Origin of the sequence: Microbacterium sp. NPDC077663 (genome assembly GCF_044542795.1) — a bacterium.
GTDB lineage: Bacteria > Actinomycetota > Actinomycetes > Actinomycetales > Microbacteriaceae > Microbacterium.
This window is the reverse complement of sequence record NZ_JBITVE010000006.1, coordinates 1-25,549: the sequence shown is the minus strand read 5'-3', so window position 1 is coordinate 25,549 and position 25,549 is coordinate 1. Positions and strand designations below refer to the sequence as shown.

Here is a 25,549-nt window from a genome sequence, read left to right as displayed (position 1 = left end):
TTCACTCCCCCATCGGTCGACCGACCGGGATCACTCCCGGCCCTACGGGATCGAACGGCTTTCCGCCGTTGTAGTCGGCTTCGAGGCGCTCGACCTTTTCCATGATGGCTTCGTTGGCGAACTTCGAGAGGTTCGTCATGCCGACGTTGCGCATGTAGGCGACGATTGCGCCGCGCATCCGGGCTGAGTCGTCCGGGTGCTGGTAGATCGTGATCTTGGGCGGCTTGGCGAGCTTCTCCCCCTTTGCAGCGGCCCCCGTAGGCGCTTCTGCGGCCGCCACAGCGGGAGCCGGTGTAGTGGAGGTAGCTGGCGTAGCCGACGTCTCCTGGGGCGCTTCTGGGGCTACGGGGTGGTTGAACGGGCTCGAGCCCGACAGGCTCGACTTCCGGGGTTCGGGACGGGTCATGACGGATCTCCTTCGATGGCGGCCAGGTGCTCGGCGTAGATCACTCCGAGGGCGGTTGCCTCGGCACTCCCCCACTGGTCGAGGCCGCGCGCGGCCTCGGTGGCGTCAGCGATCACGACGCGCTTGGGGATGGGACGCCCGATCAGGCGCAGCCCGCGGGCCTCGGCTGCCGTGCGGAGCTCGTCGAGCCACTGGGAGCCGCCTACAGTGCGCTCCTCGTGCTGGTTGACGATGATCCCGGCGACCGTAAGGCCAGGGTTGTAGTAGGTCTGAACGCTCCCGATTGTGTCAAGGAGCTGCCCGAGCCCATCAAGGCTCCACTTCTTCGTGTGGGTGACAATGACGGCCCCGTGCGCCGCGGTGAGTGCGTTGATCGTGAGCTGATCGAGCGACGGTGCGGAGTCGATCAGGATCAGGTCGTAGTCGTCGACGACCTCGGCCAGGGCTTCGCGCAGCCGAACCTCACGCCCTGCTCCGGAGATCACGAGTTCGTCGCGGACGTGTCCGAGAGTGGCCCCAGACGTCGGCACAACGTCGAGGCCCGGCCACAGTCCCGGCACGATGACGTCGCGCATCGTCTCACTGGCGCGGGTGCTGAGAACGTCAGCGAGTCCGACCTGTTCGGCGTCGACTTCCTCGGCTGTGATGTTGCTGGTCAGGTTGCCCTGCGGGTCGTTGTCGACGGCCAGGACGCGACGCCCGGCGAGCACCGCCGCACGGGCGAGCTGGAATGTCGTCGTGCTCTTGCCGACGCCGCCCTTCTGATTGCAGAGGGCGAGGATTCGAGCGGTCATGAAAATACCTCCGTTGACGGGAACAACTCTAATACGGCTATTGCCGGTAATCCAGGCACGAGAGAGGGGGGCGCGTGCGCCCCCCTCTGTCAGTCGGGGTCAGAACGGGGTGTCGTCGCCCTGGTCGGATGCGGCTGCCTTCTCGACTCGGACACTCTGCCCTCGCAGGCTCACCGCGATTTCGTCAGCGCGGACCTCGTGCTGCAGGCGGCTCCCCTGGTCCCCCTTGTACTCGGTGACCCGGTAGCGGCCCGAGAACGTGACGCGGATGTTCCCGGATGCCTCGGCGGCCTCGACGAGGTTCACAGCCTGGTTGCCGCTCACGGCGACGTCGTAGGCCACGGTGGGCCCGTCGGTGTAGCTGCCGTCCTCCTGGCGGATGCGATCGCTGACGAGGACACGGGCGTAGGTGTACGGGCCGTTGTCACCCTCGCGGAGCGTGGGGGTTGCGGCGAGGTTGCCGGTGCGGGTGATGCTGCTCATGGGTTCTTCTCCCTGGGTAGGTATTACAGGTGTTGCCGTTAATAGGGTTATTCTGTCGTCAGAGGGTGAGTCGTACAACGTCCAATGTGCGCCCGTCCATCTCGGCGGGATACAGCACCAGCTCGACCGGGCTCCCCGGCGTCGGGTTCTCGAGCCGGACACCCTGGACGAGTGAGCCGGCGGTGATCGGTCCCAGCTCCGAGGTCACTCGACGCGGCGGGTTGTACCGGTGCCCGTCCCAGCTCTTGATGAAGTCCCCAACCCGAAGGTCTGCCAGTCGGGTGATGGTAACGGTGCAGGTGCTCATTTCTCCTCCTCGTTGATAACTCTATTGTAGTTAATGACTCTATTTCGATCAAGCCTTTTCGGCTTCTCCGCGCAGCAGCTCCGCTACCTTCTGAGCCAGGAGCCAGCGCCGGTCGGCGGCCGCCCGATCTTCGGGGGAGTAGTCGCCGTAGCTCGCCTGGTGCTCGAAGTCGTCGCGGCCACGCTCGGCCATATTCAGCAGCTCATCGATGCCCTCGACCAGCTCCGCGTCGACCGGGATCACGCGCCCGCCGCCGTCCACGACCAGGCTCAGGGGCTCGGCCATGCCGGCGACATGCATCGCGTATCCGTCGCCTTCGCGCTCGACGTAGGCCGTCAGGACTGTTGCTGACTCCTCGTTGTCGAAGTCGACCCTGCCGTAGCTATCGGGGTCATTCCTGAGCGGCCAGACGTGCGGCTGCAGTCGGGTGCCTCGGTCGTATGGGGTGAGCTTTCGATCGCTCATGGTTCCTCCTTCGTCGGTAATACCAGTATAAGGGTTAATAGAGTTATTTACGAGTGGATCAAGCGTGGAAAAGAGATGCGACGCGCTCGATCTGATCCGGTCGGAGGTCGCACCAGTGATCGTCATCGTCGACGACGACGACAGGAGCCACGGTGTAGCCCAGCTCCTCGGTGACGTACTCGTATGCGGCGGGGTTCGTGGTGATATCCACCTCGTCGTACTCGATGCCCTTGCCCTTCAACATCGCCTTGGTCATGGTGCATTTTCCGCAGCTCGGGCCGGTCGTGTAGACGGTCAGCTTTTCCATTTCGTGATCCTCCCACCCCACTCGTTTTTTTGCCGTGAAGGCGAATTCTTTCGCCGCTAGGGAGGGCGGCCGGAGTGCCAGTGACCGTGGAATAGCGGACTGAGCGCAGCGAGGGAGCATATGCCGCGAAAGCACTGGTGCGGAGGGTGGCCGACCGTATGCTGCCGAAGGCTTCACGGCAAAATGACGGGCCGATAGGCCCTGACAGTCGGCCGGCTCCGTCCGGCCGTCCGGTTGCCGGCGGCGGCTCCGTCCGTCGCCGGCCGCGATGCCCGCAGACGCGGGCTCGCCGTCACGGCTTGGGGTCGTTATCTGTGGCCCTCCTCCGGGCGTTCCGCCCACTGAGCACCACAACCGCTGCGCAGACGACGGCCGCGAAGGTGAAGGCCGCGAAGCCGAACGGGTTACCGGGCAGGTTCCCTACTGCGATGCCGAGCAACAGCAGAAAGGTTCCGGCTGGGAACCACAGGAACGCGCGCTGTTGGACCTTCTGCCCGCCCCCGCGCCGGTTGGCTGCGGTGATGAGGATCGATCCCACGACGAGGACAGGGACGGCCGCCCAGATGAGGACCGTTGCCGGGATGGAGTCGAAGATCATGCGGCTTTCCTATCAGTGAGGACCGACAGCCCAACCGTGTCGCTGAGGTCGAGGACTGTGGCGAGCCCTCCGAGGAGGTACCACGCGGCGATCAGCACGACCACGAGAAATGCGGCGAGGATCACGACGCGAGTTTGCCGAGACACTTTCGCCTCCCGCTCGTTCATCAGTCTCTCTCTTTCGGCGGTGGCCGCGTTGTGGCTCTCTACGAGGCGGACGCTCGCGCTGCGGCTCAGGCCTGGGAACCGCCCGCCGCGGAGATACACGCGGGCGGCCTCCTCCTGTCGCTGACGGTGGGGGAGCGCGCTGTAAGCGGTCCACGCTGCGGCCCATGCTCGACCGGATCGGGGCGTGTTCATGTTGGTGCCTTTCGCTGTGGTGAGCGGTGGGTTACTGGCGGTGTTCGGGGTAGAGAGCGAGGACGCGGGCGGCGACGTTGCACACGTCGTCGGGGGTCACGTCGTCGAGGAGGATCGTTCGCATTCCTTCGTCGAGGTCGATCAGCCAGACGGGGCGCGCGGTGAGAAGGTCGATCCCGACGCGGTGGACTGGGGCGTCGGATGCCTCGTCGATGGGTCCGAAATACAGTTCGGGCACCCACCCCTCACCGCCCATGTCTGTCTCGATCCGGGTCGGGAAGGGGAGGAGCTGCGCGAGATCGGCCAGCAGGGTTTCGACATGGTCCGTGGTGAGTTTCTGCATGGTGGTCGTCTCCTAACGGTGTTGACGGGAATAGAGTTATTGACGTTTAGGCGGCGGCGGCTTCGGGCTGCTCGGTGAGGGCGTCGGCCAGGGCGTGCGCGGCGCGGAGCACGTTGGCGGCGGTGGCCTTGATGGTGTCGGCGTCGCACTTGCTCCACCCGGCGACGTATCCGACGCTGTAGGCGCTGGTGTCGAGTCCGAGGATTCCGGCGACGACGTAGGCGACGCTCTCGGCTTCGGTTTCTTTCATGCCTCGGTGCTCGACGTACTCGGCGTGATCTTCCTCGGAGTGCAGGAGGACGTGTGCTGCCTCGTGCAGGGCGGTCTTTGCTGCCTGGGCGGGGGAGAGGTCTGCGTCGACGACGACGGAACGGTCCTCGGGGTTGGTGTAGCCGTTCGCGCCGCCGGAGATGCTCTGGCGCTCGACGGTCCAGCCCTTGCCGGTGAGGTAGTCGGCCACGGCGTCGAAGATGCCTGCGGGGTCGTCACCGGTCAGCGGTCGCGCAATGTCGGCCGGGTCGCCGGCCTCGGGGTCGATGAGGTCGGTCTGTCCCATGTCGAACACGGACACGGGGAAGAACAGCGTTCGGCGCTGCTCCTCGTCCTCGCCGGTCTTGGGGTTCTCGACCGTCTCGCGCACGTCGCGGCCGCCGAAGATGCGGATTCCGCGCTCTCCCTTGCGCACCTGGCGGTTGAGCTTCTGCCACGTCCGGTAACCGGCGACGTTGGACGCCTCGGGGCACTGGCCGAAGATCAACAACAGGTTGTTGATGCTGTACCGGTGGAAAGCCTTCGTGAAGTCCAGGAACCGCGCCCACGCCTCGGACTCGCGCAGCGCCTCGACCTGATCCGCGATCTTCGCGTGCAGCTCCTCGGCCTCGGCGCGACGCTGCTCGGGGGTCTTGGTGCTCTTGACGTTGCGTGCCATGTTCGGAACCTTCCGTGCCGTTAATAGGGTTATTTCCCTGCTCATCCCCTCCACGTTTTTTTGCCGTGAAGGCGGTTTACCGCCGCTAGGGAGGATGCCCGGAGCACAACCCGGAGGGCGGTGGGGGAGAGAGTTTCGGCGCGAAATAAGGGAGCGCAGCGACCGCGTGCCGGAAGTCTCGGAGGAGCCGGCGGCGCAGCCGCTTGGGTGGAGGGTGGACGACCGTATGCTGCCGAAGGCTTCACGGCAAAACAACGGGCCGTAGGCCCTGACAGTGCCGGCGACGCCGGCTCCGCGTGCGAGCCCATGGGCTCGCCTCCGCTCAGCGGAGTGTCGTCAGGCGATACGTCGTCGAGGTCGCTCGACGGCTTGAGCTGCTGGCCCCTCGCAGTACCGGCAGCGGACGCCGATCGTCATCCCGTGGGCGCAGTAGCCGGGGTCGACCCATTCGGCGTCAACGGCATCGAGCTCGACACGCTCGATTGGGGTTCTCGAGAACGGATCTGCGGCGGCCCTGCGATCGTAGGGGCGGACGGCCGTGCCGTCGCGTTCGTCAATGATGATCCGTCGAGCTGCGGCGTAGTCCAGCCGGCCATCGGGTCTGCGTGGATGGGGGCCGTAGGCGTGGGTGCCGTCATCGGGGACGAGCGAGAGTTGCCCGCGGCTCGGTCGACGTTTCGCGTCGGGTCGACGCGGTGCGTGCATCCACGCTTCCTCGGCCTTCCACCAAGCCCATGCCTCGCGCTCGACGCGGTAACGGACAGCGCGGGCGTCGAGTCGGCCAGCTACTCCGACGCGCTCGGCGGCCACGTCGAGGGGGAGCGAGTCGACACGGTGCCAGCCTTCGGAGCTGCGCTCGACAACTCCGGCGTAGGTGAGACGGTCCAGCAGCCGGCGCGTACGAAGAAGGTCGGCGCCGATCGCGGGGGAGAGGTCGTCGAGGCTGTGCGCTGTGGTCCCGATCCGTGCGTAGAGGTTCCCTGCAAGGTGTCCCAGCGCGGGGCGAGTGGGAGTGAACAGATCGTGAGCGGCATCCGTCGTTCGGCTTCTGAGCTTCGCGAGGATGGCGGTTCTCTCAGCGGCCCCGGCCCCAGGGGGGCGCGGGTCCGCTTGTGACCGGGCAGGGTCCGTGTTGCTGTGGAGAACGCTCTGGGGGTCGATCGTCCAGTGAGCAGCGCGGGGTCCGTCTGCGGCCGCGGACGGGGCGATCCACCCGTCCTCTGCAAGCCGAAGCAGCGCCGTCCTGGCTGTCTCACGGCCTACCCCTGCCAGGAGGGCGAGGCGGCGGGTGTCGGCTTCCAGGGAGCCTCTGAGGGCGTGCAGCGCGAGGACACACAGGACGTCGAGGATGCGGCGGTCGGCGGGACCGCCGCCGCGTGACCATCGGCCGGCGGCAGCGTCGGCACGGGCCTGCACGTCTCGGACGTGGGCGGCGATCGCGTCGGCGCGACGGTCGAACGTGGGATCATCCCCGATCTGCCGATCACTGGCCGCGACGTAGCGCACGGCTTTGTCCCACTGGCGCGCGAGGACGCGGCGCTGCTCGCTGCGTGCCCGGACGACGCGGCCGCGGGCAGTGACGCGCGTGCGGACGTGTTCTAGTCCGGGTTCCACGTCGACGAGGGCGGCGACGTCAGCGTGCCGCCACCTGGCGGCCGCTGCGCCGATCAGTACGCGCCAGAGCGTCGCTGAGGCGTCGGCGGGTGTCTCGCGTAGGGCTGCGGAGCTGACTGCAGGGAGCTGCCGGCGTGAGCCGACCAGGTGCAGACGACCGTGGGCGTCCAGCGGGAGCGGCGCGTGAGGGTCGATCGTGCGGGCGGGTTCCGTGTCGTCGACGAGCCCGGCGAGGAGACTCACGAGGGCTCGGACCTGCGCGGCGGTGGCCGTGGGCGTGCGGAGCGTGTTGAGGTCGCCGCTGAGGACGGTGGAGTGGCCGCCGGAACGGTGGGGCGCGCCTGGTGGCCGCACACAACCCGTTACAGGGTTAGTCAGCGGCGAAAGGTCGAGCGTCGGGCACATGTGCCGGACGAGACGGGCCAGGGTGGCGACGGTTTCAGCGTCGACGGACTCAGCCATGCCGACCCACAGGTGGCGGCCGCCGGTAGGGCCGGATTTGCAGATGACGTGCGAGAGGCCGACGTCGCGGAGGAGGCCGGAAAGCACGTCGGCGTCACGAGCTGCGGCGGCGGGGTCACCGTGGGCGTCGAGGTCGAACGCGAGGAGGCGGAAACGCTGGTCGGGGCCGGCGAGGTAGACGGCCCACGGGCGCTCGGGCGCGGTCGCGCCAATCACGCGATCGCGGTATTCGTTCGCGATCGCGCCGTAGGCGTCGACGACAGCAACGCGGACGCGTGGTCGTGGGCTCACGGTGGTGGTGAGCGCCCACGACGCGCTGGGCGCGCTGTATGCATATTCCTCGGACGGCGCTATGATTGCACCACCTTTCGAGTTCGCTCGATGGGTACGACAAAGCTCCGGTTCCCTACCGGTTCTTGTCGGAACTGCCTTGATCTACCAGGTCGCCAAACTCAGAGGATCAGGCACTTAGCTTCGGCCCCCGTCTCGTAAGAGGCGGGGGCTCGCTTTTTCTATGCGGCTTGCGAGGTTGCCCCCTTAGCCGTGTTCAGACCGGGGATCGGCAGCTCTGCTGCGCGATCGCGTGGGCGCGGCGGCGCGTACTGGGGCATCCCCAGCGCGTCGGCCGCGAGCATCACCAGATACTCGCCGTAGGAAAGGCCCTCGGCGTCGGCGTTCTGCTTCAAGATCGCGCCGAACTCGACGGGAGGCTTCGCCAGAATGGCGTCGCGACGTCCCTTGCTCGGCCTTCCGTGTTGAGTACCCATGCGCGCCAGTCTCGCCGTTTTCCTTAAAGCAAAGGGGACGACACGCCGGTTTTGGCGGGGGTCGGTCACGGGGCCACGCTCACGGTGCAGTAGACGTCTCCGAGGAGGATGGTCGACCCGTCGGGGATCGTGGTCGGCTCGCCGGGCGTGAGCCATCGCGGCGGTGCGGACTGTAGCTCTATGCCGTTTGCGGAATCGAGGTCGGTCACGATGATGTTGCCGGCGTCGTCGACGTCGATCGCCGCGTGCGTGCGCGACAGCAGCCGATCCGGCGTGATGACGGTGACCGCTTCGCGGCCGTCGATGCTCTCGGGCCTTCGTCCGAGCACGATTCGCGGGCCGGCGTCGACGCTGCGCTGCGTGTTGAACATGAGGTGCAGCACGGGCGGAGGAGGCGTCGCCTCTCGCGCTGCTCGCCGGCTGATGCGTGTCTGCTCGACCGGCGACCTGTCGTCGAGCTCGTCGAGCTCGTCGATGCTCGGCCGCATCTGTGGTGCTGGCGGAACCATGAGCGCGTTGGGCTCGGCCGGGGGAGCGACCTCGACGCGCAGCGGTTCCTCGATGTGGCATTGAACGCACTCCGCAGAGGTCACCGGCTGCAGCCGTCGGCATACGCGGCATCGGCCTTCGTCGATGCCGAGCCCGTCGGGCGCGGGAATGGTTCCGTCGGCGCCGATGAGCTGCACGTAACCCTCGGGGCGTACCGCGAGGGCGTGGGTGCGACCGTCCTCGGTCACGTCGAGTCGAATCGGTCGGCGTAGTCGAGTGGCGATCGCCACTCCACGCGCGACCACGCCAGTGCGGAGGGCCGCGACCGATTCCGCTTTGCAGGCACGGTTTACGCCGTTGATCGTGAGCGTTCCTGTGCCGTCGTGCGCGACGGCCGCGGCGAGGCGGGGCCAGTCGGGGACGCTGTGCGGCCCGGTGATGGGCTGTGTGGCGTTCATAGGCCGCGGGCCACCGCCGCGCCTGCTACGAGCCATGCGCGCTGCGTCACGGGGCGCAGGGAGCCGAAGTGCAGCACTCCGTCGACCATTGCCGGATCGTGCGGCACGGTGACGGCTTCGCGCGCGAGGGATCGGTAGCCGTCGGCCACGCGGGCGAGGTCGGCGGGCGTGGACTTCGGGTCGGCCTGGTTGACGATGACGACGGCATCGCGAGCAAGCTCGGCCGACCCTGCGTCGCGCTCTGCGAGGGCTTCGAGGAGGAGCGCGCCGGCCTCGGCGTGATCGTCTCGGGTCGTGGTGGCCACGACGAGCTGGTCGGCATGATCGATCATCCGCAGCCACATCGGGTCGGATTCATCATTGCCGGAGTCGATGAAGATCAGCCGGTAGTACTTGGCCGCGACGGCGTGGATAGCGTCGACGTCGTTCGGCTCGACGCGCTGCTCGTGTGCGAGCGCCATCGGCTTGCTGCGCAACACGTCGAAGCGGTCGCGCGTCTGGTGGTGCACGTAGTGCGCCAGGTCCGCGGACTGTGCCCCGGTGCTGAGCAACCGGTCGACCTGGGGGAGGAGGTCGAGCAGGGTCGCCTCGTGCGGCCCCTGCTCGGTGCGCCAGCCGAGTGTTCCGCGGGTCTGATTGTTGTCCCAGGTGAGGACGCCCGCGCCGCCGTGGCGGGCGAACACGGCTGCCAGGAGGACGGTGGTCGGGGTCTTGCCTGCGCCGCCCTTCCCGTTCACGATGGCGATCGTGCGGGGTCCGGGCCAGTGCTGCGAGACGGCGAGCACGTCGGAGCGTTCGGCTCGCTCGGATTCGCTGGGACTCATACGGATGCCGGCACGGGTGAGCGCTCCGCGCCATCCCTGCGTTGCCGGCTCCTCGGTCTGCTCGTGGGTGAGGAACGACTGCCGTGCTTCGCGCCGGCTGGCGGCCGCGGGCTGAGCTGCGGGAGCTGAGCGCACCCATGCGCTGCTGTCACGCGCCGGGACCGAAGCGTCGTCAGCCGCCGGAGCGGGCGCAGCGACACCCGCTGGGGCAGCCGACGTGACGAGGGGGGCCGGCACCTCGTCGATCGGCGCGGACGTCGACTCGACGGGTGGCGCGACGTCCTCAACCGGTACGGGCCGTGCGGGCAGAGTGTCGTCGGCTTCCACGCATCCGTCGGGGTGAACGATCAGCGGCCACTCGCCGTCGGGGCCGCTGGTCGTGACGCGCACGGGACGCTGCATCTTGGTCGCGGTGTCGGCCACGCGGGCGAGGATCGCGGCGCGAGCGTCCTCGAGAGTGGTCGTCTGGATCGGGTGCGACGTGCCGTTGATCGTGACCTCGCCCGAGCCGTTGGCGAATGTGCGCGCCTCGATCTTGGGGAACGTGGGTACTTCGATGCTGCTCATGATCGTCTCCTGATCTACTGTCCGAGCTGGATGCCGACCTCGGCCATGAAGGGCACGGGGTCGACGTTCTCGCCGTTCACGCGCACTTCAAAGTGCAGATGGCATCCGGTGGATTCACCGCTGCTGCCGACGCGAGCGATCTGCTGGCCGGCCTTCACCTTGTCGCCGGTCTGCACGAGCATCCCGGAGTCGTACGAATGCAGGTAGCGGGTCGTTACGCCGCCGCCGTGGTCGACGGAAATCGTGCCGTTGCCCCGACCGTCGAACCCGCGGAACGTCACCACACCGTCTTGCGCGGCCCAGATAGGACCGTCGCAGCCGCCGCCGGCAAGGTCAGTGCCGGAGTGAAGTCGCTGCGTCCCGTAGATCGGGTGGGTGCGCATCCCGTAGGGGCTGGTGACGGGGCCTGCAGCGGGCGACGCCCATCCTTCGGCGTTCACGTCGCCGGGCAGGAGTCCTGCGCATGTGCCTCCGCTAGCGCTGCCGTCGCCCGGGTTGAGGCCCGTCTTGACGCCTGTCAGCCCTTCGACGATCTGGACTGCGCCGTCCCAATACCGCGTGTAGTGGTACGGGTCGGCGTTGATCTGGGTGCGGTGGGCGACGATCGTCGGTTCTAGCGACTCCCGGTCGGGCACCTTCTCGATCATCGCCTGGAAGAACTTCGTCGACGCGATGTAGGGGTCTAGCCGCTCCTCGCGGCTTCCCCACCCGTCTTGCTGCTGGAACAGGCCGATCGACGTCGTCCGGGTGCCGTCAGGGTTGGTGACCCCGCCGGTTTCCCAGTCGCCGTAGTCGATGTTTTGGAGACTCGATTCGCCCATCGCGGTCATGACACCGATCGCCTGATCGCGGACGTTCAAGCCGAGGTCTTTGCCGGCCTGGATGACGTTGGCGGCGTTGACGAGCTGCTCGCGGCCGTAACCGGCAATGTCGGTGTCGGGGACGGAGGCGGGGTCGATCGAGACGCTCGAACCGCCTGCGGCTACAGCGCCGCAGTTGTCGTCGCTCCCGACGAGCACGAATCCGAACAGGCCCCCGACGATCAGCAGTGGCACCGCGACGATGGCGTAGACGGCACCGTTCTTGGACTCTGCCATCAGTTGACGCCTTCGGGGAGGATGAACCGCCCCGCAAGCCACGGGGCGTCAGCGTCCGCACGGCTGAGCACGACGCCGTAGCTGCCGGCGTTCGTGGGGACGTCGACGAAAGCGACGTACGCGCTGGTGTCGTCGGTGATGACAGCCGGGCCGGTCACGCCCGTTGCGACGATGCGCGCGGGGTCCATGTAGGAGTAGTCCTGCGTGGCCTTGCTGTCGAGGAGGGGCTGCAAGTCGGCCCACCACTGGTCAAATGACAGATCAGGACGGGCATAGGCCGTCATGACCTTGACCGCTGCGGCGGTGGCACTTTCGCGGGATTCAGCGTCCCAGGTGGGCACGGGACGCGGCCCGTGCGTCTCGCCGCTGTCCTCGTCGATCGCCCCGTCGGGGGCGGGGGTGAACGTGTCGAGGTCGGGGTAGATCGGGCCGGCGCTGCTGGCGCTGGGGGTCGGTGCGGGCGGCTCGGTCTGCCCTGTGCAGGCCGTGAGAGTCGCCGCGGTGACGATCACGAGGAACGCCGTCCCGATCTTCCGCATGTCAATCTCCTTGGGTGGCTCCCGGTCGAATGAGGACAACCGGGGCGGTGCTGCCGCTGGCGTGCGCATTGGCACCCTTGCGGAGCGTGTCTTTCAGTTCGTCACGGATGACGAACCACGTCGTGCCGATCTTGTAACCGGGGATTAATCCCTCACGGAGCCAGCTGTAAACACTCTTCGTCGAGACTCCAAGTCGTTCCGCTACCTCTGTGACGCCCAGAGTCGGAGGGCTCTGGTCGAATAGGCGATCGACTGCGTCGCTGTCGTTGCTCATAGCCGGTCCTCCTGGTGCTGCCACGACCTCAGCTTACTCATTCGGGACCATTTGTACAGATTAGGGATCATTCGGGTTGACCCTTCCATGTTTGGGTATCGGGGGGTTAGTGTTTCCCTGTAAGGGTGAAACTCACTGTACCTAGGGGGGCAACATGAGCGACCCGCTCAACCCGTGGCTATCGCGGCCAACCACGCCGCCGCCTGCTGAGGCGGCTCCCACCGTCGCCCTGCCCAGCACCTTCGGTCCCGTTGCGCCGCAGCGCGGCATTCCCGCGCCGGATCAGGTCGACCAGCTCCCGATCTACGACCGCAACGTCACCGCTGCCCTGTGGTGGGTTGGTGCGCACGGCGGCGCAGGAGAATCGACCCTCGCTGCCCTCATGCCGGGTTCTCAGGCGGCCGGCCACGCATGGCCCCGGACGTCCGGTGCGGTGCCGGCGCGGACGGTACTCGTTGCTCGCTCGGATGCACGCGGTCTGCGCGCAGCTCAGGCGGCTATGCGGCAATGGGCCGCAGGGCTCGTCCCGTCCGTCGAGGTCTTGGGCCTGGTCGTGATGGCTGACGCGCCCGGTCGACTGCCTCGCTCGCTGCGCGACCTCGCTCAGGTCGTCAGCGGCGGTGTCCCGCGCACCTGGTCGGTGCCGTGGGTTGATTCATGGCGTGTGGGGGAGCCGCCGGCTCTCTCATCTTCTCCGCGTGAAGCTCAGCGACTCGTCGACGAGCTGACCGCAATCGTCGGTGCTCCGGGCACCACCAACTGAAAGGCAACAACATGTCCCTTCTCGACGTGTTCCACACGACGGCAGACACCGCCGTGACCTTCGCTGGCCTGATCCCTGATCCCGACCCGCAGCAGCCTCCGGGCACTGAAGGCGTCACGACGATCCTCGCGTGGCTGAAGTGGATCGGCTACGTCGTCGTCGGCGGCGCGATCATCGTCGGCGGAATCCTTATCGCCGTCAGCTTCCGCCGCGGCGAGGGGCACGACGCCCTCCCGAAGATCCTTTGGCCGATGGCTGGCGCGATCGTCATCGGCGGTGGTGCCGCGCTGATCGGCATCCTCGCTGGGTCCTGAGAGAGGAGCCATCATGGCTGAGGACGACACCCCAAACCCCTTCACCCGCCCCGGTTTCATCGCCGGGGCGGTCGTGGTGGCCGCGCTCATCGTCACCGCCATCATCCTCACGGTTCTCAACCTCAACCGAGGTTCAGAGGTCACGCCGCCGACGTCGACGCCGACCTCGACCGCGTCGAGCGGCCCGACTCCATCCGCAGAGCCGTCCGGGACGGCTGAGGGCGCGAGCGTCTGCGGGTTGGACGGCGAGAAACTGTCCGGGAACGTGACCACGGCTCCCGCCACCGAATGGGCCTTCATCCGAACGGTTGGATATCCCACGTCTCCTGAGTTCGGCCCTGCCGACACGGGCGCGGGTGGCTATCCGATGTGTTTCCAGCACTCCCCGGAGGGTGCCCTGTTTGCTGCGGCAACGGCACTTGCAGTGCCGGCGGACACCGCCTTGGTGGAGCCGTGGATTGCGTACGCGCTGAGCGACGGAACCTACCGGGATGCGCTGCTGTCGGAGGTTTCGGACACAAGCGAATCGTCGGGCACCCGTCTGCAGACGGTGGGGTTCCGAATGCTGGCCTACGACGGCCAGACCGCCCGTGTGGACCTCGCCGTGCGTGGCTCCTCTCAGGGAACCACCGTCACGGCTTCGACGGTCTACGAGCTGATTTGGCAGGACGGCGACTGGAAGATCAACGCGAACGTCGCCAACCCGTTCGACTTCGCGACGATCCCGGACACGTCCGGGTACATCTCTTGGGGGCCGTGACATGGCCTGCAGTATCGTCAGCCCGCGCGACTGCATCGACGATGCAGTCGGCAGCGTCGTAGGCGACGCGATCGAGAACCTGGCGAACGCCGTCGTAGAGGCGTTCGGGCGGGCTGTCGCGTCGCTGGGCACCCTGTGGGTGAACATCGGCACGCCGACCCTCACAGGCGGCGGCGGGGATTCTGCAATTGCGCCCGGCACCACCGCCCCGAACTCGGGCGGCATCATTCAGGTGCTCGGCTGGGTGACCTGGATCGCTATCGTTCTCGCGGCCATATCGATCATCCTGCTCGGTGCGCTTGTCGCGACGAAGATGCGCAACGGGGAGGGGTTTCAGGCCGCCGGGAAGCTCGGGATCGTGCTCGGCGCGATCTTCCTCATGAGCGGTGCGACCGCCCTAGTCTCGGCGCTCCTGCCGAACGGCCCGCAGAACGCGGGCGGAACGGTGCGGTTCCTGCAGTCGTCTCTCTGGTGGTACATGGGCGCAGCCGCGGTGGTGTCGGTGATCATTGGCGGCGTACGGATGGCGTGGGAGCAGCGAGCCGAACCGGGCAAGGAGACGGTCAAGAGTCTCTTGACCCTCATCGTCGTCGCCGGAGCGGGCGTGACGATCGTCGGCCTGCTCGTCTCGGCTTTCGACTCCTTCTCGGTCTGGATTCTTGACGGTGCTCTGAGCTGCAACGTCGGCGCCGATGCAGCGTGCTTCGGCAACAACGTCGCGACGCTGCTGGCGATCACTCAGCGGACGACGGGCCTCGGTCCGTTGCTCGTGATCATCTTCGGGATCATCGCGATTTTGGCGTCCGCTTTTCAGATCATCCTCATGGTCGCGCGCGGCGGAATGCTCGTCATCCTGACGGGCATCCTCCCCCTCTCGGCGTCGGCAACGAACACCGAAATGGGTAAGGGCTGGTTTAAGAAGAACGTCGGCTGGCTCGTCGCCTTCATCCTCTACAAGCCGGCGGCGGCGATCGTCTATGCCGCCGCATTCCAACTCACAGGCACGAACGTGTTCCAGGACGACGGCACCGGATTCCTGGCCGTCCTGACTGGCCTCATCCTGATGGTGCTCGCGCTCCTCGCGATGCCCGCTCTCATGCGCTTCGTGACACCGCTCGTCGGTGCAATGTCCGCAGGCGCAGGCGGCGCGATGGGCGTCGCCGCGCTTGCAGCGCTGCCGACGGGTGCCGCAGCGCTCGGCCGTCTGGCTACCGGGTCCGGCGGCGGGTCGAACGGGTCTAGCTCGACACCGCAGGCTGGCAACACCGGTAATACCGGCAATTCCGGGTCGTCTGGACCGTCGGGAGCAAACGGTGGTGGCCAGTCCGCGCCCCAAGCCGCTCAGTCATCGAGCGGGCAGGGGACGCCCGGTGCGGTCCCGTCCACAGGTGCCGCGGGCGGGGGAACCGGAACCGCTGCCGCCTCGGCAGGGAGCGGCGCAGCCGCGGGTACCGGCGCGGCCGCGGGTGGCGGTGCTGCTGCTGGTGGTGCTGCAGCCGGCGGTGGAGCTGCTGCAGGCGCGGCCGGAGGCCCGATCGGGGCCGGGGCCGGTATCGCGATCGAGACGGCGAAGAAAGCGGGCCAGGCGGCCTCTGGGGCCGCTCGAGACATTGGTGACCAAGCGACAGGCGAAGGGAGCGGGAGCTGATGGCGACCGTAGAAGCAAGTCGTAGGGGCGTTCGCACCTACGGGAACTGGCGTCAGCCGACCTCACCCGGCCTGCTCGGGCTCGGCACAGTCGGCACCGGCCTGATGTTCGTGGCGTTGCTGATCGTGATCGTCGTGTTGATGACGACGAACATCTTGAATGCGGTCGCTACGGCGGCCGTCTTCGGCGGTCTGATCCTGCTGCTGACAATCCGCGACGGTGACGGACGTAGCGTGCTGTCGCGCACGGCGAACCGGGTCGCGTGGACGTCGACGAAGCGCCGCCGCGCGAACATCTACCGATCCGGCCCGCTGGGACGATCCGACTGGGGCACAAACCAGCTCCCCGGCCTCGGCGCGCAAACTCGCCTCTCCGAGCATCAGGACTCGTACGCGCGTCCGTTCGCGATGGTCTACTCACCGCACGCCAAGACGTACTCGATCGTCATCGGCACCGAGCCCGACGGTGCCGCACTCGTCGACCAGGAACAGGTCGACCTGTGGGTGGCCGACTGGGGTCACTGGCTACGCAATCTCGGCGATGAGCCCAACATGGAGGCCGCCGCGGTCACGATCGAGACGGCTCCCGATTCGGGACGCCGGCTGCGGCGTGAGGTCGAGACGAACACCGACCCGTACGGCCCTGACTTCGCCAAGGCGATGCTGGGCGAGGTCGTGCTGACCTACCCGGCCGGCTCGTCGACGGTGAAGGCGTATGTCACGCTGACCTTTGCGGCTGCTCCCCGGAAGGGTGCGAAGCCGCGGCAGCCTGACGATATGGCGCGCGAGCTCGCAGCTCGCCTCCCTGGTCTGACCGCGAGCCTGCAGGCGACCGGGGCGGGCGCTGCCCACCCGTTGTCGGCACAGGAGTTGTGCGAGACGATCCGGGTCGCATACGACCCGGCGGCCGCGACACTCATCGACGACGCTCACGCGGACGGCGAAGTACCCGATCTGCGGTGGACGGACGTCGGCCCGACTGCAGCTCAGGCCGGATGGGACAGCTACCGGCACGACTCGGCCAAGTCGGTGACGTGGGCGATGACTCAGGCTCCCCGCGGGCTCGTGCAGTCTGGTGTCCTCGCCCGGCTACTGGCTCCGCACCGCGACATTGCGCGCAAGCGAGTGACGCTGCTCTACAAGCCGATCGACCCCGCGCGGGCCGCAACGCTCGTCCAAGCGGACGTGCGAGCTGCGGAGTTCAAGGCGACGTCGACTCGTAAGCCGGCGGCCCGTGACTCGCTCGCGCTCCGATCGGCGCAAGCCACCGAAGCCGAAGAGGCATCCGGCGCGGGCCTGGTGAACTTCGGCATCCTGGTCACCGCGACGGTCCTCGACCCTGCCAAGGAGGCGGACGCTCGCGCGGCCGTCGACAACCTCGGCGCGACCGCTCGACTGCGCCTGCGGCCCGTGTACGGGTCACAGGACAGCGCATTCGCCGCCGCGCTTCCACTGGGGCTCGTACTGAGCAAGCACGTCGCCGTCCCCGCGGCGCTGAGGGAGCGTGTGTGATGACACCGGATCAGATCGCCCTTGCCGTCCTCGGCGGGCTCGTGGTGTTGGTCGTCGTCGGCGGCCTCGTGTTCGTCCGAGCTGGCCGCAAGAACACCGATGCCGGCTCGTCGACGTCGGCCGGCGCGCTGACCTCTCGCGGGTACAGCGGCCCCGGCGGCGGCATGTCGAACTTCATTCAGCCTCCCGCAGAGTGGCGCGGCACCACCGTTCAGGTGTGCGGCTTGTGGCCGTACTCGATCGGTGCCGGCACGCCGATGGTGGGCGTCCCGCTGGGTCGCCACATTCACACCGGGGCGACGCTCTGCTGTGACCCGATTTCCTGGTTCCAGCGCGCAAAGCTCATCAGCAACCCGTCGCTGTTCGTGCTCGGCAAGCCCGGACTGGGCAAGTCGACGGCCGTCGCCCGGATGGCGATCGGCCTCGCCGGCTACGGAGTGCAGCCGCTCGTCCTGGGCGATCTGCGCCCCGACTACGTGGAGGTCATTCGCGCGCTCGGCGGTCAGGTGATCACCCTCGGCCGCGGGCGCGGGCACCTGAACGTGCTGGACCCTGGCGAGGCGAAAGAGGCCGCTCAGCGGCTCATCGAGGCCGGCTACGAGAAGGAGGCCGGCGAGGTATTGGAGGACGCACACGGCCGCCGGCTGGCGATGGTGTCCTCACTGCTGACGATTCTCCGCAAGTCGCCTCCCAGCGACGTCGAGGAGTCGATCATCGACCAGGGGCTCCGCTACCTGGACCGCAACTTCGACGGCATCCCCGTCCTGGGTGACCTGTTGAACGTCGTACAGCAGGGGCCGGAGGAGCTGCGCTTGGTGGCGGTCGACCGCGGCGACTTCGCGGAGTATCAGCGCATCACTCGCGGTCTTGAAGCGTCGCTGATCAGCCTCTCTCGCGGTGGGCGTTTGGGCGAAATGTTCTCCAAGCCGACCACGAACCCGATGCGTCTTGACCGCCCTGTGGTCTACGACATTTCGGCCATCGGTGAGGCCGAGAGTGACCTGCGTGCGGCGACTCTGCTTGCTTGCTGGTCGAACGGCTTCGCGACGGTCAACATCGCCAACGTGCTCGCGGACGCTGGCCTCGAACCGCGCCGGCACTACTTCGTCATCATGGATGAGCTGTGGCGTGCGCTGCGCGCCGGGAACGGCATCGTCGATCGCGTCGACTTCCTCACCCGCCTCAACCGCCAGGTGGGTGTCGGGACCGCGATGATTTCGCACACGATGGCCGACCTGAGCGCCCTCCCCGAGGAGGACCGGTTGAAGGCAAAGGGCTTCGTAGAGCGCGCCGGCATGGTCATGTGCGCCGGCCTTCCGTATACGGAAATGCCGGAGCTGACGTCGGTCATCCCGTTCTCTGAGGCCGAGCAGGAGCTGCTGACGGGCTGGCAAGACCCGCCCGCGTGGGATGCCGCATCGGGCCGTGAGGTCGACCCTCCCGGACGGGGGAAGTTCCTCGTCAAGGTCGGCACTCGGCCGGGTATCCCGGTCGAGGTTCGCCTGACGGAGGCTGAGCGCTCGATCCGTGACACGAATCAGCGCTGGTACGAACAATCCCGCACCGGCCGCCGTGCGCTCCACGTCGTCGAGGAGCTGGTCGAGGAGCACGAGGAGCGCGTGTCATGAGCACCCCCAACAACCGCCGCCGCGATCCCGGCGGCTTCGGTGCGGAAACGCTCATGCTTCTCGTGGGCATCGGCGGTGCCGTGGCGGCGATCGTCGTTCTGAACGTGGCCGTGCGTCTCGGGCATCAGATCGACGCGACCGGCGTCGAGCTGCCCAGCGACCCGTTCGCGTTCACCCTCGGCGTGATCCTCGGGCGGGTGCCGTGGCCGGCATCGGCAACCTGGATCGTCGCGGTTCTCCTCGCGATCGTTCTCGTCCTGGTCATCCTGGCGATCGTCGGCGTCGTCCGCTACCGGAAGGGCCGTACCCGCGTCGATCGTGCCAGCAGCTACATGGGCCGCGGGAGGGACGTCGAGGGGCTGAGCAAGCGCAACGCGCAAGCTCAGGCGACCCGCCTCGGCGTCAACGGCTCTCTGGGAGTGCCGATCGGCAAGACCCTCGGCCAGATGCCGCTCTATGGCACCTGGGAGGACATGCACATCGACATTTGGGGTCCGCGTACCGGTAAGACGACCTCGCGCGCCGTGCCGGCGATCCTGGACGCCCCTGGCGGCGTGCTCGTCACCTCGAACAAGCGCGACGTCGTGGACGCAACCCGTGACGTGCGCGCGGAGGCCGGCCCCGTGTGGGTGTTCGATCCTCAGGGGATAGCGCTCGAGAACCCTTCGTGGTGGTGGAACCCGCTTAGCTACGTCACGGACGAGGTTCGCGCGGCCAAACTGGCCGATCACTTCGCGTCGGGCTCCCGTGATCCGGGAGCTAAGACGGATGCCTACTTTGACCCTGCGGGGCAGGATCTCCTCGCGGGTTTGTTGCTCGCGGCCGCGCTCGACGCGCGCCCGATCACGGACGTCTACTCGTGGCTCACGCGGCCGACCGAGGAGGAGCCGATCGGCATCCTCCGTCGCCACGGATACGACCTCACCGCCGACCAGGTGCGCGGGGTCATCATGGCCCCGGAGAAGCAGCGTGGCGGTATCTATGGCACCGCGCAGCAGATGGCGTCGTGCCTCACGAACCGTCAGGTCGCCGCCTGGGTGAACCCGCAGGGGGCGGCCGATACCCGGCCGCAGTTCGACCCTGCCGCTTTCGTCCGTGACGGCGGCACCCTCTACTCGCTCTCCAAGGAGGGACGCGGCACCGCTGGCCCGCTCGTGACCGCGCTTACCGTCGCCGTGGTCGAGGCTGCGGAGGAGCTGGCGGCTCGTTCTGCCGGTGGCCGCCTCTCGGTGCCCCTGCTGGGCGTTCTCGACGAGGCCGCGAACGTGTGCCGGTGGCGTGAGCTGCCGAACCTGTACAGCCACTACGGCTCCCGCGGGATCGTCTTGATGACGATCCTGCAGTCCTGGTCCCAGGGCGTCGACGTGTGGGGCGAGTCGGGGATGCGGAAGCTGTGGAGCGCCTCGAACGTGAAGGTCTACGGCGGCGGCGTCTCCGAGGATGCGTTCCTCGAAAGCCTGTCGAAGCTGATCGGTGACTACGACCGTCAGGCGTCGTCTGTCTCCTCGGGACGCGGCGGCCGCAGCGTGAATCAGCAGCTCCACCGTGAGCGCATCCTGGACGTAGCCGACCTGGCCGCGATGCCCAAGGGCCGCGCGGTGGTGCTGTCGTCCGGGAACCGTCCGACACTGATCCGCACCCAGCCGTGGATGACCGGCCCGCACGCCGAGAAGGTGAAGGCGTCGATCGCAGCTCACGACCCGCAGGCGTCTCGCACGATCATCGAAGCGCAGGAGTCGGTGCGCGAGCTTGCGATCGCGAACGAAGAGAAGGGCGCGGCCAGATGAGTGACGACTGGGGCGACGAGGAGCCGGGCATCGAGGCGCAGCCGTTCGAGCCCGACGAGTACGACAAGCCAGGCCGCGACGTCCCCGATCGGGAACCTGGTCGCGTCCTCGGTGTCGACATTGCCGACCTCGCCGCGTCTCTCGCCGCGCCGGCCATCCGTGCCGTCGTGCACAAGGCCGTCGCGGATGCCGTCAAAGAGGCCGTACAGACGGAGGTCGAAGAGGCGCTAGACCCGACTGTCGTCGAGGACCTGCAGGGGCAAGCCGCCGTCGCCGCGCGCCGAGCTGTCGCCGTCGCGCTCGACGCGCTCGACGAGGAGCCCGACGAAGAGCCGACGCTGTACTACGGCTCGGTCGACGAGTTCGTGCGCGAGTACCTGGTGAAGAATTACCGCCGCCGCGTCGACGGGGAGCGCGCCGTGTGGGCTGCCGACTGGTGGAACTACCCGGAGGCCACGATCCGCCTCGACGCCCTCTGGCGGGCGTGGGAGCATCTTCGACTCGACCCGACCACGGGTATGAGCGTGTGGTTCCGCGACCACGCGGAACACCACATGAGCGTTCTCCTGGACCCTTACGGCCCGTTCGCGGCCGCGGGGCCAGGGAAGGATCGCGTCAACACGAACGATGATCAGAAGGGCGCTGAGCTGCCCTATACGGCACCACCGCCGGGTCTGTACACCGATGAGAGAGTGGGCAGAGATTGAATCGACGCGACGCGGCGAAGCCCCTCATCCCCTCCGGCGTTTGGATCGGCCTGACGATCGCAGCCACCGGCGGCCTCGCCTGGCTTGTGATCAAAGGCGTTGCCCCGCCCACACCGGTCCCCGGCTCGTACTTCGAAAGTGTTCAGTACGTACTGAGTCAATCGCTGTTCGCGTTCGGTGCTTGGGCCGCCGTCCTTGCGTTCGTCGGCGCCGTGACTCGCGCTCTTGCACAGAACGGCGACGAAGTGAATCGTCCACTCGATTACGTCGGCAAGCTCTTCGGGGTCGCAGCCGCTTCCCTCGCGTTCTGGGTCGCAGTCCTTTCCTGGCCCGCTCTCAACGACATCGTGCTCCGTGACACGATCGTCGCTGTGGCTGCTGGCGGAGCGCTGCTAGCCCTTGCCGGTTTCGCCCTGATTCGGCGAGAACACAAGCTTCAACAGGCCCCCTCGGCCACCGCAGAATGAGAGAGGGACCGACCAATGGGTCGGTCCCTCTCTACGTCTTGGTCGCGCTCAGCTCGCCTTGGTGGTGACGCGGGCATCCGGTTCTTTGCCGAAGCGGCGGATGTAAACCTGTCGAATCTCTTCGAGCTGTTCCCGCTCGCGGTCGGAGATAGGGTCAGCCTCGCCCGCCTTGATGCGGCGCTGCAACGAGCTGACGGTCCTGAACTTAGGCATTCGAGCGACCTCCCGTCTCCTTGTCGAAGATCTTCTTCAACGACCATTTTCCTTGGCCTGTAGACAATTGTCTACGGGTCTTCGGCTTCTTCGGCGCTCCCCCCTGGAAACTCGTGAGCGTTCGCCAGATCATGTCCAGCTCGACTTGGGTGGCGGTTTCGGAGAGTGCTCTCAGGGCGTCGTTCGCAATCTCGCGGTCAAGCTCGTTGCTCGAACCGGCCTGATTCAGCGCCCACTCGGCACGCTTCCACCATTGATCCCGCGCCGACGACTCTCGCGCGATGCTCGCCGCGCGGATGGCAGGTGTGAAAGCGATCAGCGCGGCGAGCACGGCAAATACGCCGGCCATCGGAGGGCCACTGATCATCGCGCGCCACAACTGCTCGTCCATGACGACCGGGGTTGAGAACGCGGGGTATGGCGGGAACGCGCTTCGGAGCCCGTATCCGACGCCGCCGCTCACAACCACGATGACGGCGATGATGGCCGCCCATTTTCTCATCCTCATCGTCCCAGCTCGGTGCGCTGGACCTTGGGTGATCGCGACCGGTTCGGGCGCGCCTTTGCGCCCTGGCGCTGCTGCGCCTTCACGGCTTCCGTGGCGGGCTTGGCCTGGCTGACGTCGGCCGCCATCTTGGCGCTGACGGCCTCCTTGCCGACGCCTTGCTGTTCGAGCTTGTTGGCGTCGCGCTCGCGTCGCTCGGACGAGTCGTGCAGCGGCTCGACCTTCTCGCGCGTCGCTTCGGCGCGGTTCTGCTCGCGCTCGGCTTGCGCCTGTGCCTGCTCTCGCTCGTTCTCCTCAGGCGCGTTCTCGGCAGTGTCACGGGACGCCTCGGCTGCCCGGTCGGCCTCGTCGGCCTGGCGTGACAGCTCGACGGCCTCGGCTTGCTCGGTCGCGATGCGCTGGCGTTCCGTCTCGGACTGCCGGCGTGCCTGTTCGGCTTCGACGGCCGCCTGGACTGCGGCGGGGTCGGCTCCAGTGTTGTCGACGTCAACGCCGTATCGCGTGCGGAGCTCGTCGCGGATGCGGCCCTCCGCGCGGATCGCTTCGGGGTCCTCGTTGCCCCATGCGCGGGCGGTGGTGAGTGCGCCGCCGATCTGATCGGGGGTCGCCTTCTCCCACCAGTCGGATCGGTAGACGTTGCCCAGCTCGACACGAGCTGCGCGTTTCTCGGCCTCGAACCGTGATGCGAGTTCTCGAGTCGCCTGCTCGCTGCGCGCCTGTGCGCGTCGAGCGGCTTCTTCGCGTGCGCGGGCGATCACTTCGCCTACGCGGCCCGCCGCGGTGACGGCGATGCGGAGCTGTCCCTCGAATGCTTCCTCGATGCCGTCGCTTTCATCGGCCATAATCTGACTCCTTCCTCATCGTTCCGGGCCGCGATCTGCGCCCGGCTTCGTTGTGGTGCGCGGCCTCGCTGGGTCCACCTTCGGCGGAACCGGCGAACCGTTGGCGTTGCTGCGCTGCTGCTCTGCGCGCTGCATCTTGTCGAGCGCTTCCTGTACGGATGCGTCGACGATCGTGGAGCGGTCGACCTTCGGTGCCGGCGTCGTCGCGCTTGGCGTGGTCATACGCGCGGGGGCTGCTTCGAGCTGCCGGCGCACGTTCATCACGCGCTCTCTGACGGCGGCCTCCACGTTCGCCGCCTGCCGCGCCTCCCCGGCGGCCTTCGCAGCGTCGTAGACGGCCTGCGCAAGATTCATGAGCTGCCGCAGTAGTGCGAGCTGCGCTGTCGCCCCCTGGCCACCGCGAGCGGCGCCGGCGAGGAGCATCGTCGCCCCTGACATGGCGACGCGGCCGGCGCGCTGCGGCTTCACCGGTCGGCGGTAGGTCTGCGCCGACCTGGCGAGTGCGTCGGATGCCGCGGCCAGGTCGCCGGGTGTGTCCTCGACGGCGTTCGACCATGCGGCGAACGCGCCCGCGGTCTGGCGTGCGACTGTCGACCAGGTGTCGCGATCGTCGAGCGGAATGGAGCGAAGCTGCTCGCGAAGCTGCGCGACCTCCTCGGTATGCCGTTGCCACATTTCGGGATCGGGCTCGCGCGTTTCGCGTCCCGGTGCGACGGGTCGCCGGCCACGCTTGGCGGCCGTCCATTCGGCTGCTGCCTCGGTCGCTCCGGTGGGGGTGTCGGGCCATCCCTCGCGCAGTCTCGGGAGGGTGAGGTCGCGTCCCATCTGCCCGCCGCCGTACCAAATGGGACGCTCCCCGTTGGAGGGTCGCGCGGCCACTGAGTAGCCGGTGATGACGTCCGTGGTGCCCTCGGCAAACCGAGGCCGCACGAGGACGTCAGATCGGCGTAGCCGGCGTACGAACTCGCCTTCGTTCTCGCTTGCTCCGGCGGCTGCTCGCACCTTGCGGGCGAGGTCGTTCCGGGGCGCGTTCAAACGAATCTCGGCCGTGATGCGCGCCTGACGTTCCTTCGGGTCGAGGCGGTGCCATCCGGGCTGCTCTCCCCCGACGCGCTCGGCGTGCTGCTCGTACTTCCGCTGCGCGAAGTACGCCGAACGTTCCTCGACGCGGGCCTGCTCGGCGGGGCTGTACCCGCGGGTCGCACGCTCACCCTTGACGGACTCCAACGGCTCTAGACCGTACTTGACTTCCAGTGCCCGTGCGGCCGTCTGCGCGCGTTGGTAGTCGAGGTGCGTTGACGCCTTCGTCCCGTCCTCGCGGACGAGGTTCACGGCGATGTGCACGTGGTCGTTGCCGGCCTTGGAGAGGCCGTGTCGGACCGCTGCCCAACGGCACGGAGCCTTCGTGCCGTCGTTGTCGTCGAACCCCATCGCGGCGACGAAGTCTTGCGCGATCGCGGCCCATTCCTCGTCGGTGCGGATGCCTTCTTCAGCGCGCAGCGACAGTGAGGCGTGCCACACGTGCCCGCCCTTCACGTCGACGCCCATTGCGGTGCGCGGACGGTCAAGATGGCGTGCGATCGCCTTCGCGTTGTCGCCGCTCAGCTCCGCATCGTCGTACCAGGCGAGAAGGGCATGATCGCCAGCCACAAGGTGCGGTTCTGTGTGCTCGTTATGGCGGCCGCCGCCAACGAGATATGTCATGAGCCCGGCCATGCGATCACCGCGGGTGACGTTAGGCATCATGACAGGCTCAACTCGTCCACCGCTGCGTCGATGCGCTCTGCGACACGTCGCACGGCTTCGAGCGTCGCATCCGTCTCCGGGTGGCGGTGCCCAGTCGCGTTCGTCGCCTTGGCGATCTGGTTCACGTTGTTCGACACTGCCGCCAACAGCCGGTGCAGCTCGAACAACTTCGCGATCGCGTTGCGACGCTCGGTGACCGTCTCCCCCGTCTCGGCTGCCAGGGTTGTCTCGACCAGCAGCCGCGGGATGGTGACGCGCTGCGCAAGAGCCAGGCGCAACAGCCGGCCCTCCTCCTCTGCCGTCACCTTCACCTCGTGCTTGTGCTGCCGGCCGCCGGGAGCATTCGCACGCCGACGTCGCTCCGGACGGGCTTCGGCTGCCGTCTCATCCGACATACGATCCCCTCCCTCGGCCCAGCGCAGCGACCCCGCCCGTGCGGGGACCACACATCAAGTGTGCCGCACCCCCCGATCACTGTCGAGGGTGCATCTCCACTTAGCAGGGCTAAACGTTTAGCTTGCTCCGTCTGGAACACCGATCAGGGACGCTCACGTCGACAGACGGGAGTGGTCGCGGC

General features: G+C 67.6%; 31 protein-coding genes. 9 read left to right on the top strand and 22 right to left on the bottom strand.

Translation table 11 applies throughout. The features are described 5' to 3' along the window. Window position 1: 1 nt before the first annotated feature. From ACIGEP_RS16955 to ACIGEP_RS16875, 17 genes are all read right to left on the bottom strand, one after another. Window positions 2-406 (bottom strand): hypothetical protein, encoded by a 405-nt coding sequence (locus ACIGEP_RS16955; protein WP_396662845.1) that lies wholly within the window; start codon window positions 404-406, stop codon window positions 2-4. Then, the gene (locus tag ACIGEP_RS16950; RefSeq protein ID WP_396662843.1) at window positions 403-1,200 is read right to left on the bottom strand and encodes a ParA family protein; all 798 of its coding nucleotides are present in this window, start codon (window positions 1,198-1,200) and stop codon (window positions 403-405) included. Before ACIGEP_RS16950 ends, ACIGEP_RS16955 begins: the two co-directional genes overlap by 4 nt. A gap of 99 nt (window positions 1,201-1,299) precedes the next feature. Continuing rightward, a complete protein-coding gene (locus tag ACIGEP_RS16945) occupies window positions 1,300-1,683 on the bottom strand; it encodes a single-stranded DNA-binding protein (RefSeq protein ID WP_396662841.1) in 384 nt (127 codons plus the stop codon). A 58-nt stretch (window positions 1,684-1,741) separates the two neighbouring features. Beyond that, complete coding sequence (locus ACIGEP_RS16940) at window positions 1,742-1,990, bottom strand: hypothetical protein (protein WP_396662840.1); 249 nt, start codon at window positions 1,988-1,990, stop codon at window positions 1,742-1,744. Window positions 1,991-2,038: 48 nt separating this feature from the next. Further along, window positions 2,039-2,455: a hypothetical protein gene (locus ACIGEP_RS16935; RefSeq protein WP_396662839.1), complete on the bottom strand. Its 417-nt coding sequence runs from the start codon at window positions 2,453-2,455 to the stop codon at window positions 2,039-2,041. A 58-nt stretch (window positions 2,456-2,513) separates the two neighbouring features. Continuing rightward, the gene (locus ACIGEP_RS16930) at window positions 2,514-2,762 is read right to left on the bottom strand and encodes a glutaredoxin family protein (RefSeq protein ID WP_396662838.1); all 249 of its coding nucleotides are present in this window, start codon (window positions 2,760-2,762) and stop codon (window positions 2,514-2,516) included. A gap of 292 nt (window positions 2,763-3,054) precedes the next feature. Further along, window positions 3,055-3,360 (bottom strand): hypothetical protein, encoded by a 306-nt coding sequence (locus ACIGEP_RS16925; protein WP_396662836.1) that lies wholly within the window; start codon window positions 3,358-3,360, stop codon window positions 3,055-3,057. Beyond that, window positions 3,357-3,485, bottom strand: coding sequence for a hypothetical protein (locus tag ACIGEP_RS16920; RefSeq protein ID WP_396662835.1), 129 nt, complete (start codon window positions 3,483-3,485; stop codon window positions 3,357-3,359). The genes ACIGEP_RS16925 and ACIGEP_RS16920 overlap by 4 nt, the downstream gene beginning before the upstream one ends. A gap of 265 nt (window positions 3,486-3,750) precedes the next feature. Then, on the bottom strand, window positions 3,751-4,062 hold the full coding sequence (locus ACIGEP_RS16915; protein ID WP_396662834.1) for a hypothetical protein: 312 nt from the start codon (window positions 4,060-4,062) through the stop codon (window positions 3,751-3,753). A 46-nt stretch (window positions 4,063-4,108) separates the two neighbouring features. Next, complete coding sequence (locus ACIGEP_RS16910; protein ID WP_396662832.1) at window positions 4,109-4,990, bottom strand: ArdC-like ssDNA-binding domain-containing protein; 882 nt, start codon at window positions 4,988-4,990, stop codon at window positions 4,109-4,111. A 336-nt stretch (window positions 4,991-5,326) separates the two neighbouring features. Continuing rightward, complete coding sequence (locus tag ACIGEP_RS16905) at window positions 5,327-7,357, bottom strand: hypothetical protein (RefSeq protein WP_396662831.1); 2,031 nt, start codon at window positions 7,355-7,357, stop codon at window positions 5,327-5,329. A gap of 221 nt (window positions 7,358-7,578) precedes the next feature. Continuing rightward, on the bottom strand, window positions 7,579-7,833 hold the full coding sequence (locus tag ACIGEP_RS16900; protein WP_396662829.1) for a hypothetical protein: 255 nt from the start codon (window positions 7,831-7,833) through the stop codon (window positions 7,579-7,581). A gap of 65 nt (window positions 7,834-7,898) precedes the next feature. Beyond that, on the bottom strand, window positions 7,899-8,780 hold the full coding sequence (locus tag ACIGEP_RS16895; protein ID WP_396662828.1) for an FHA domain-containing protein: 882 nt from the start codon (window positions 8,778-8,780) through the stop codon (window positions 7,899-7,901). Continuing rightward, a complete protein-coding gene (locus tag ACIGEP_RS16890; protein WP_396662827.1) occupies window positions 8,777-10,171 on the bottom strand; it encodes an AAA family ATPase in 1,395 nt (464 codons plus the stop codon). The genes ACIGEP_RS16895 and ACIGEP_RS16890 overlap by 4 nt, the downstream gene beginning before the upstream one ends. Window positions 10,172-10,185: 14 nt before the next feature. Continuing rightward, on the bottom strand, window positions 10,186-11,268 hold the full coding sequence (locus ACIGEP_RS16885) for a M23 family metallopeptidase (protein WP_396662826.1): 1,083 nt from the start codon (window positions 11,266-11,268) through the stop codon (window positions 10,186-10,188). Then, the gene (locus ACIGEP_RS16880; protein ID WP_396662825.1) at window positions 11,268-11,807 is read right to left on the bottom strand and encodes a hypothetical protein; all 540 of its coding nucleotides are present in this window, start codon (window positions 11,805-11,807) and stop codon (window positions 11,268-11,270) included. Before ACIGEP_RS16880 ends, ACIGEP_RS16885 begins: the two co-directional genes overlap by 1 nt. A 1-nt stretch (window position 11,808) precedes the next feature. Further along, entirely contained in the window at window positions 11,809-12,081 is a 273-nt protein-coding gene (locus ACIGEP_RS16875; protein ID WP_396662823.1) for a helix-turn-helix domain-containing protein, read from the bottom strand. Between the two features lie 154 nt (window positions 12,082-12,235). Here ACIGEP_RS16875 and ACIGEP_RS16870 point away from each other — a divergent pair, with 154 nt between their 5' ends. The 9 genes from ACIGEP_RS16870 to ACIGEP_RS16830 all read left to right on the top strand — a co-directional run bounded on the left by ACIGEP_RS16870 (window position 12,236) and on the right by ACIGEP_RS16830 (window position 21,666). Continuing rightward, the gene (locus ACIGEP_RS16870; protein WP_396662822.1) at window positions 12,236-12,844 is read left to right on the top strand and encodes a DUF6668 family protein; all 609 of its coding nucleotides are present in this window, start codon (window positions 12,236-12,238) and stop codon (window positions 12,842-12,844) included. Window positions 12,845-12,855: 11 nt separating this feature from the next. Next, window positions 12,856-13,158, top strand: coding sequence for a hypothetical protein (locus tag ACIGEP_RS16865; protein WP_396662820.1), 303 nt, complete (start codon window positions 12,856-12,858; stop codon window positions 13,156-13,158). 13 nt (window positions 13,159-13,171) lie between these two features. Next, window positions 13,172-13,918 carry a hypothetical protein gene (locus tag ACIGEP_RS16860; RefSeq protein ID WP_396662818.1) on the top strand — a complete coding sequence of 249 codons (747 nt, stop codon included), beginning with the start codon at window positions 13,172-13,174 and terminating at the stop codon, window positions 13,916-13,918. A gap of 139 nt (window positions 13,919-14,057) precedes the next feature. After that, entirely contained in the window at window positions 14,058-15,566 is a 1,509-nt protein-coding gene (locus tag ACIGEP_RS16855) for a hypothetical protein (protein ID WP_396662817.1), read from the top strand. Continuing rightward, entirely contained in the window at window positions 15,566-17,077 is a 1,512-nt protein-coding gene (locus ACIGEP_RS16850; protein ID WP_396662816.1) for an SCO6880 family protein, read from the top strand. The genes ACIGEP_RS16855 and ACIGEP_RS16850 overlap by 1 nt, the downstream gene beginning before the upstream one ends. Further along, window positions 17,077-18,705, top strand: coding sequence for an ATP/GTP-binding protein (locus ACIGEP_RS16845; protein WP_396662815.1), 1,629 nt, complete (start codon window positions 17,077-17,079; stop codon window positions 18,703-18,705). The genes ACIGEP_RS16850 and ACIGEP_RS16845 overlap by 1 nt, the downstream gene beginning before the upstream one ends. Continuing rightward, entirely contained in the window at window positions 18,702-20,492 is a 1,791-nt protein-coding gene (locus tag ACIGEP_RS16840) for a type IV secretory system conjugative DNA transfer family protein (RefSeq protein WP_396662814.1), read from the top strand. The genes ACIGEP_RS16845 and ACIGEP_RS16840 overlap by 4 nt, the downstream gene beginning before the upstream one ends. Then, window positions 20,489-21,199, top strand: a complete 711-nt coding sequence (locus ACIGEP_RS16835) for a DUF4913 domain-containing protein (RefSeq protein ID WP_396662813.1) — start codon at window positions 20,489-20,491, stop codon at window positions 21,197-21,199. Before ACIGEP_RS16840 ends, ACIGEP_RS16835 begins: the two co-directional genes overlap by 4 nt. Beyond that, window positions 21,196-21,666, top strand: coding sequence for a hypothetical protein (locus ACIGEP_RS16830; RefSeq protein WP_396662812.1), 471 nt, complete (start codon window positions 21,196-21,198; stop codon window positions 21,664-21,666). Before ACIGEP_RS16835 ends, ACIGEP_RS16830 begins: the two co-directional genes overlap by 4 nt. Before the next feature lie 48 nt (window positions 21,667-21,714). On the opposite strand, the gene ACIGEP_RS16825 is transcribed toward ACIGEP_RS16830, so the two are convergent. Genes ACIGEP_RS16825 through mobC form a run of 5 tightly spaced genes read right to left on the bottom strand, consistent with a single transcriptional unit; the run spans window position 21,715 to window position 25,367 of the window. Next, complete coding sequence (locus tag ACIGEP_RS16825) at window positions 21,715-21,852, bottom strand: hypothetical protein (protein ID WP_396662810.1); 138 nt, start codon at window positions 21,850-21,852, stop codon at window positions 21,715-21,717. Between the two features lie 19 nt (window positions 21,853-21,871). After that, on the bottom strand, window positions 21,872-22,381 hold the full coding sequence (locus ACIGEP_RS16820; RefSeq protein ID WP_396662808.1) for a hypothetical protein: 510 nt from the start codon (window positions 22,379-22,381) through the stop codon (window positions 21,872-21,874). A gap of 2 nt (window positions 22,382-22,383) precedes the next feature. Beyond that, window positions 22,384-23,226, bottom strand: a complete 843-nt coding sequence (locus ACIGEP_RS16815; RefSeq protein ID WP_396662807.1) for a hypothetical protein — start codon at window positions 23,224-23,226, stop codon at window positions 22,384-22,386. Window positions 23,227-23,241: 15 nt separating this feature from the next. Beyond that, window positions 23,242-24,972 carry a relaxase/mobilization nuclease domain-containing protein gene (locus ACIGEP_RS16810; RefSeq protein WP_396662806.1) on the bottom strand — a complete coding sequence of 577 codons (1,731 nt, stop codon included), beginning with the start codon at window positions 24,970-24,972 and terminating at the stop codon, window positions 23,242-23,244. Then, window positions 24,969-25,367: a plasmid mobilization relaxosome protein MobC gene (gene mobC / locus ACIGEP_RS16805; protein ID WP_396662804.1), complete on the bottom strand. Its 399-nt coding sequence runs from the start codon at window positions 25,365-25,367 to the stop codon at window positions 24,969-24,971. Before mobC ends, ACIGEP_RS16810 begins: the two co-directional genes overlap by 4 nt. Between the last annotated feature and the right edge of the window lie 182 nt (window positions 25,368-25,549).

Coding starts and splice junctions, on each gene's coding strand:
- ACIGEP_RS16860 (WP_396662818.1), top strand. CDS start 13,172: ATGGCTGAGGACGACACCCCAAACCCCTTCACCCGCCCCGGTTTCATC.
- ACIGEP_RS16815 (WP_396662807.1), bottom strand. CDS start 23,226: ATGGCCGATGAAAGCGACGGCATCGAGGAAGCATTCGAGGGACAGCTC.
- ACIGEP_RS16870 (WP_396662822.1), top strand. CDS start 12,236: ATGAGCGACCCGCTCAACCCGTGGCTATCGCGGCCAACCACGCCGCCG.
- ACIGEP_RS16945 (WP_396662841.1), bottom strand. CDS start 1,683: ATGAGCAGCATCACCCGCACCGGCAACCTCGCCGCAACCCCCACGCTC.
- ACIGEP_RS16930 (WP_396662838.1), bottom strand. CDS start 2,762: ATGGAAAAGCTGACCGTCTACACGACCGGCCCGAGCTGCGGAAAATGC.
- ACIGEP_RS16845 (WP_396662815.1), top strand. CDS start 17,077: ATGACACCGGATCAGATCGCCCTTGCCGTCCTCGGCGGGCTCGTGGTG.
- ACIGEP_RS16865 (WP_396662820.1), top strand. CDS start 12,856: ATGTCCCTTCTCGACGTGTTCCACACGACGGCAGACACCGCCGTGACC.
- ACIGEP_RS16955 (WP_396662845.1), bottom strand. CDS start 406: ATGACCCGTCCCGAACCCCGGAAGTCGAGCCTGTCGGGCTCGAGCCCG.
- ACIGEP_RS16925 (WP_396662836.1), bottom strand. CDS start 3,360: ATGATCTTCGACTCCATCCCGGCAACGGTCCTCATCTGGGCGGCCGTC.
- ACIGEP_RS16850 (WP_396662816.1), top strand. CDS start 15,566: ATGGCGACCGTAGAAGCAAGTCGTAGGGGCGTTCGCACCTACGGGAAC.
- ACIGEP_RS16935 (WP_396662839.1), bottom strand. CDS start 2,455: ATGAGCGATCGAAAGCTCACCCCATACGACCGAGGCACCCGACTGCAG.
- ACIGEP_RS16840 (WP_396662814.1), top strand. CDS start 18,702: ATGAGCACCCCCAACAACCGCCGCCGCGATCCCGGCGGCTTCGGTGCG.
- ACIGEP_RS16915 (WP_396662834.1), bottom strand. CDS start 4,062: ATGCAGAAACTCACCACGGACCATGTCGAAACCCTGCTGGCCGATCTC.
- ACIGEP_RS16875 (WP_396662823.1), bottom strand. CDS start 12,081: ATGAGCAACGACAGCGACGCAGTCGATCGCCTATTCGACCAGAGCCCT.
- ACIGEP_RS16910 (WP_396662832.1), bottom strand. CDS start 4,990: ATGGCACGCAACGTCAAGAGCACCAAGACCCCCGAGCAGCGTCGCGCC.
- ACIGEP_RS16950 (WP_396662843.1), bottom strand. CDS start 1,200: ATGACCGCTCGAATCCTCGCCCTCTGCAATCAGAAGGGCGGCGTCGGC.
- ACIGEP_RS16890 (WP_396662827.1), bottom strand. CDS start 10,171: ATGAGCAGCATCGAAGTACCCACGTTCCCCAAGATCGAGGCGCGCACA.
- ACIGEP_RS16835 (WP_396662813.1), top strand. CDS start 20,489: ATGAGTGACGACTGGGGCGACGAGGAGCCGGGCATCGAGGCGCAGCCG.
- ACIGEP_RS16810 (WP_396662806.1), bottom strand. CDS start 24,972: ATGATGCCTAACGTCACCCGCGGTGATCGCATGGCCGGGCTCATGACA.
- mobC (WP_396662804.1), bottom strand. CDS start 25,367: ATGTCGGATGAGACGGCAGCCGAAGCCCGTCCGGAGCGACGTCGGCGT.
- ACIGEP_RS16885 (WP_396662826.1), bottom strand. CDS start 11,268: ATGGCAGAGTCCAAGAACGGTGCCGTCTACGCCATCGTCGCGGTGCCA.
- ACIGEP_RS16895 (WP_396662828.1), bottom strand. CDS start 8,780: ATGAACGCCACACAGCCCATCACCGGGCCGCACAGCGTCCCCGACTGG.
- ACIGEP_RS16880 (WP_396662825.1), bottom strand. CDS start 11,807: ATGCGGAAGATCGGGACGGCGTTCCTCGTGATCGTCACCGCGGCGACT.
- ACIGEP_RS16820 (WP_396662808.1), bottom strand. CDS start 22,381: ATGAGAAAATGGGCGGCCATCATCGCCGTCATCGTGGTTGTGAGCGGC.
- ACIGEP_RS16900 (WP_396662829.1), bottom strand. CDS start 7,833: ATGGGTACTCAACACGGAAGGCCGAGCAAGGGACGTCGCGACGCCATT.
- ACIGEP_RS16940 (WP_396662840.1), bottom strand. CDS start 1,990: ATGAGCACCTGCACCGTTACCATCACCCGACTGGCAGACCTTCGGGTT.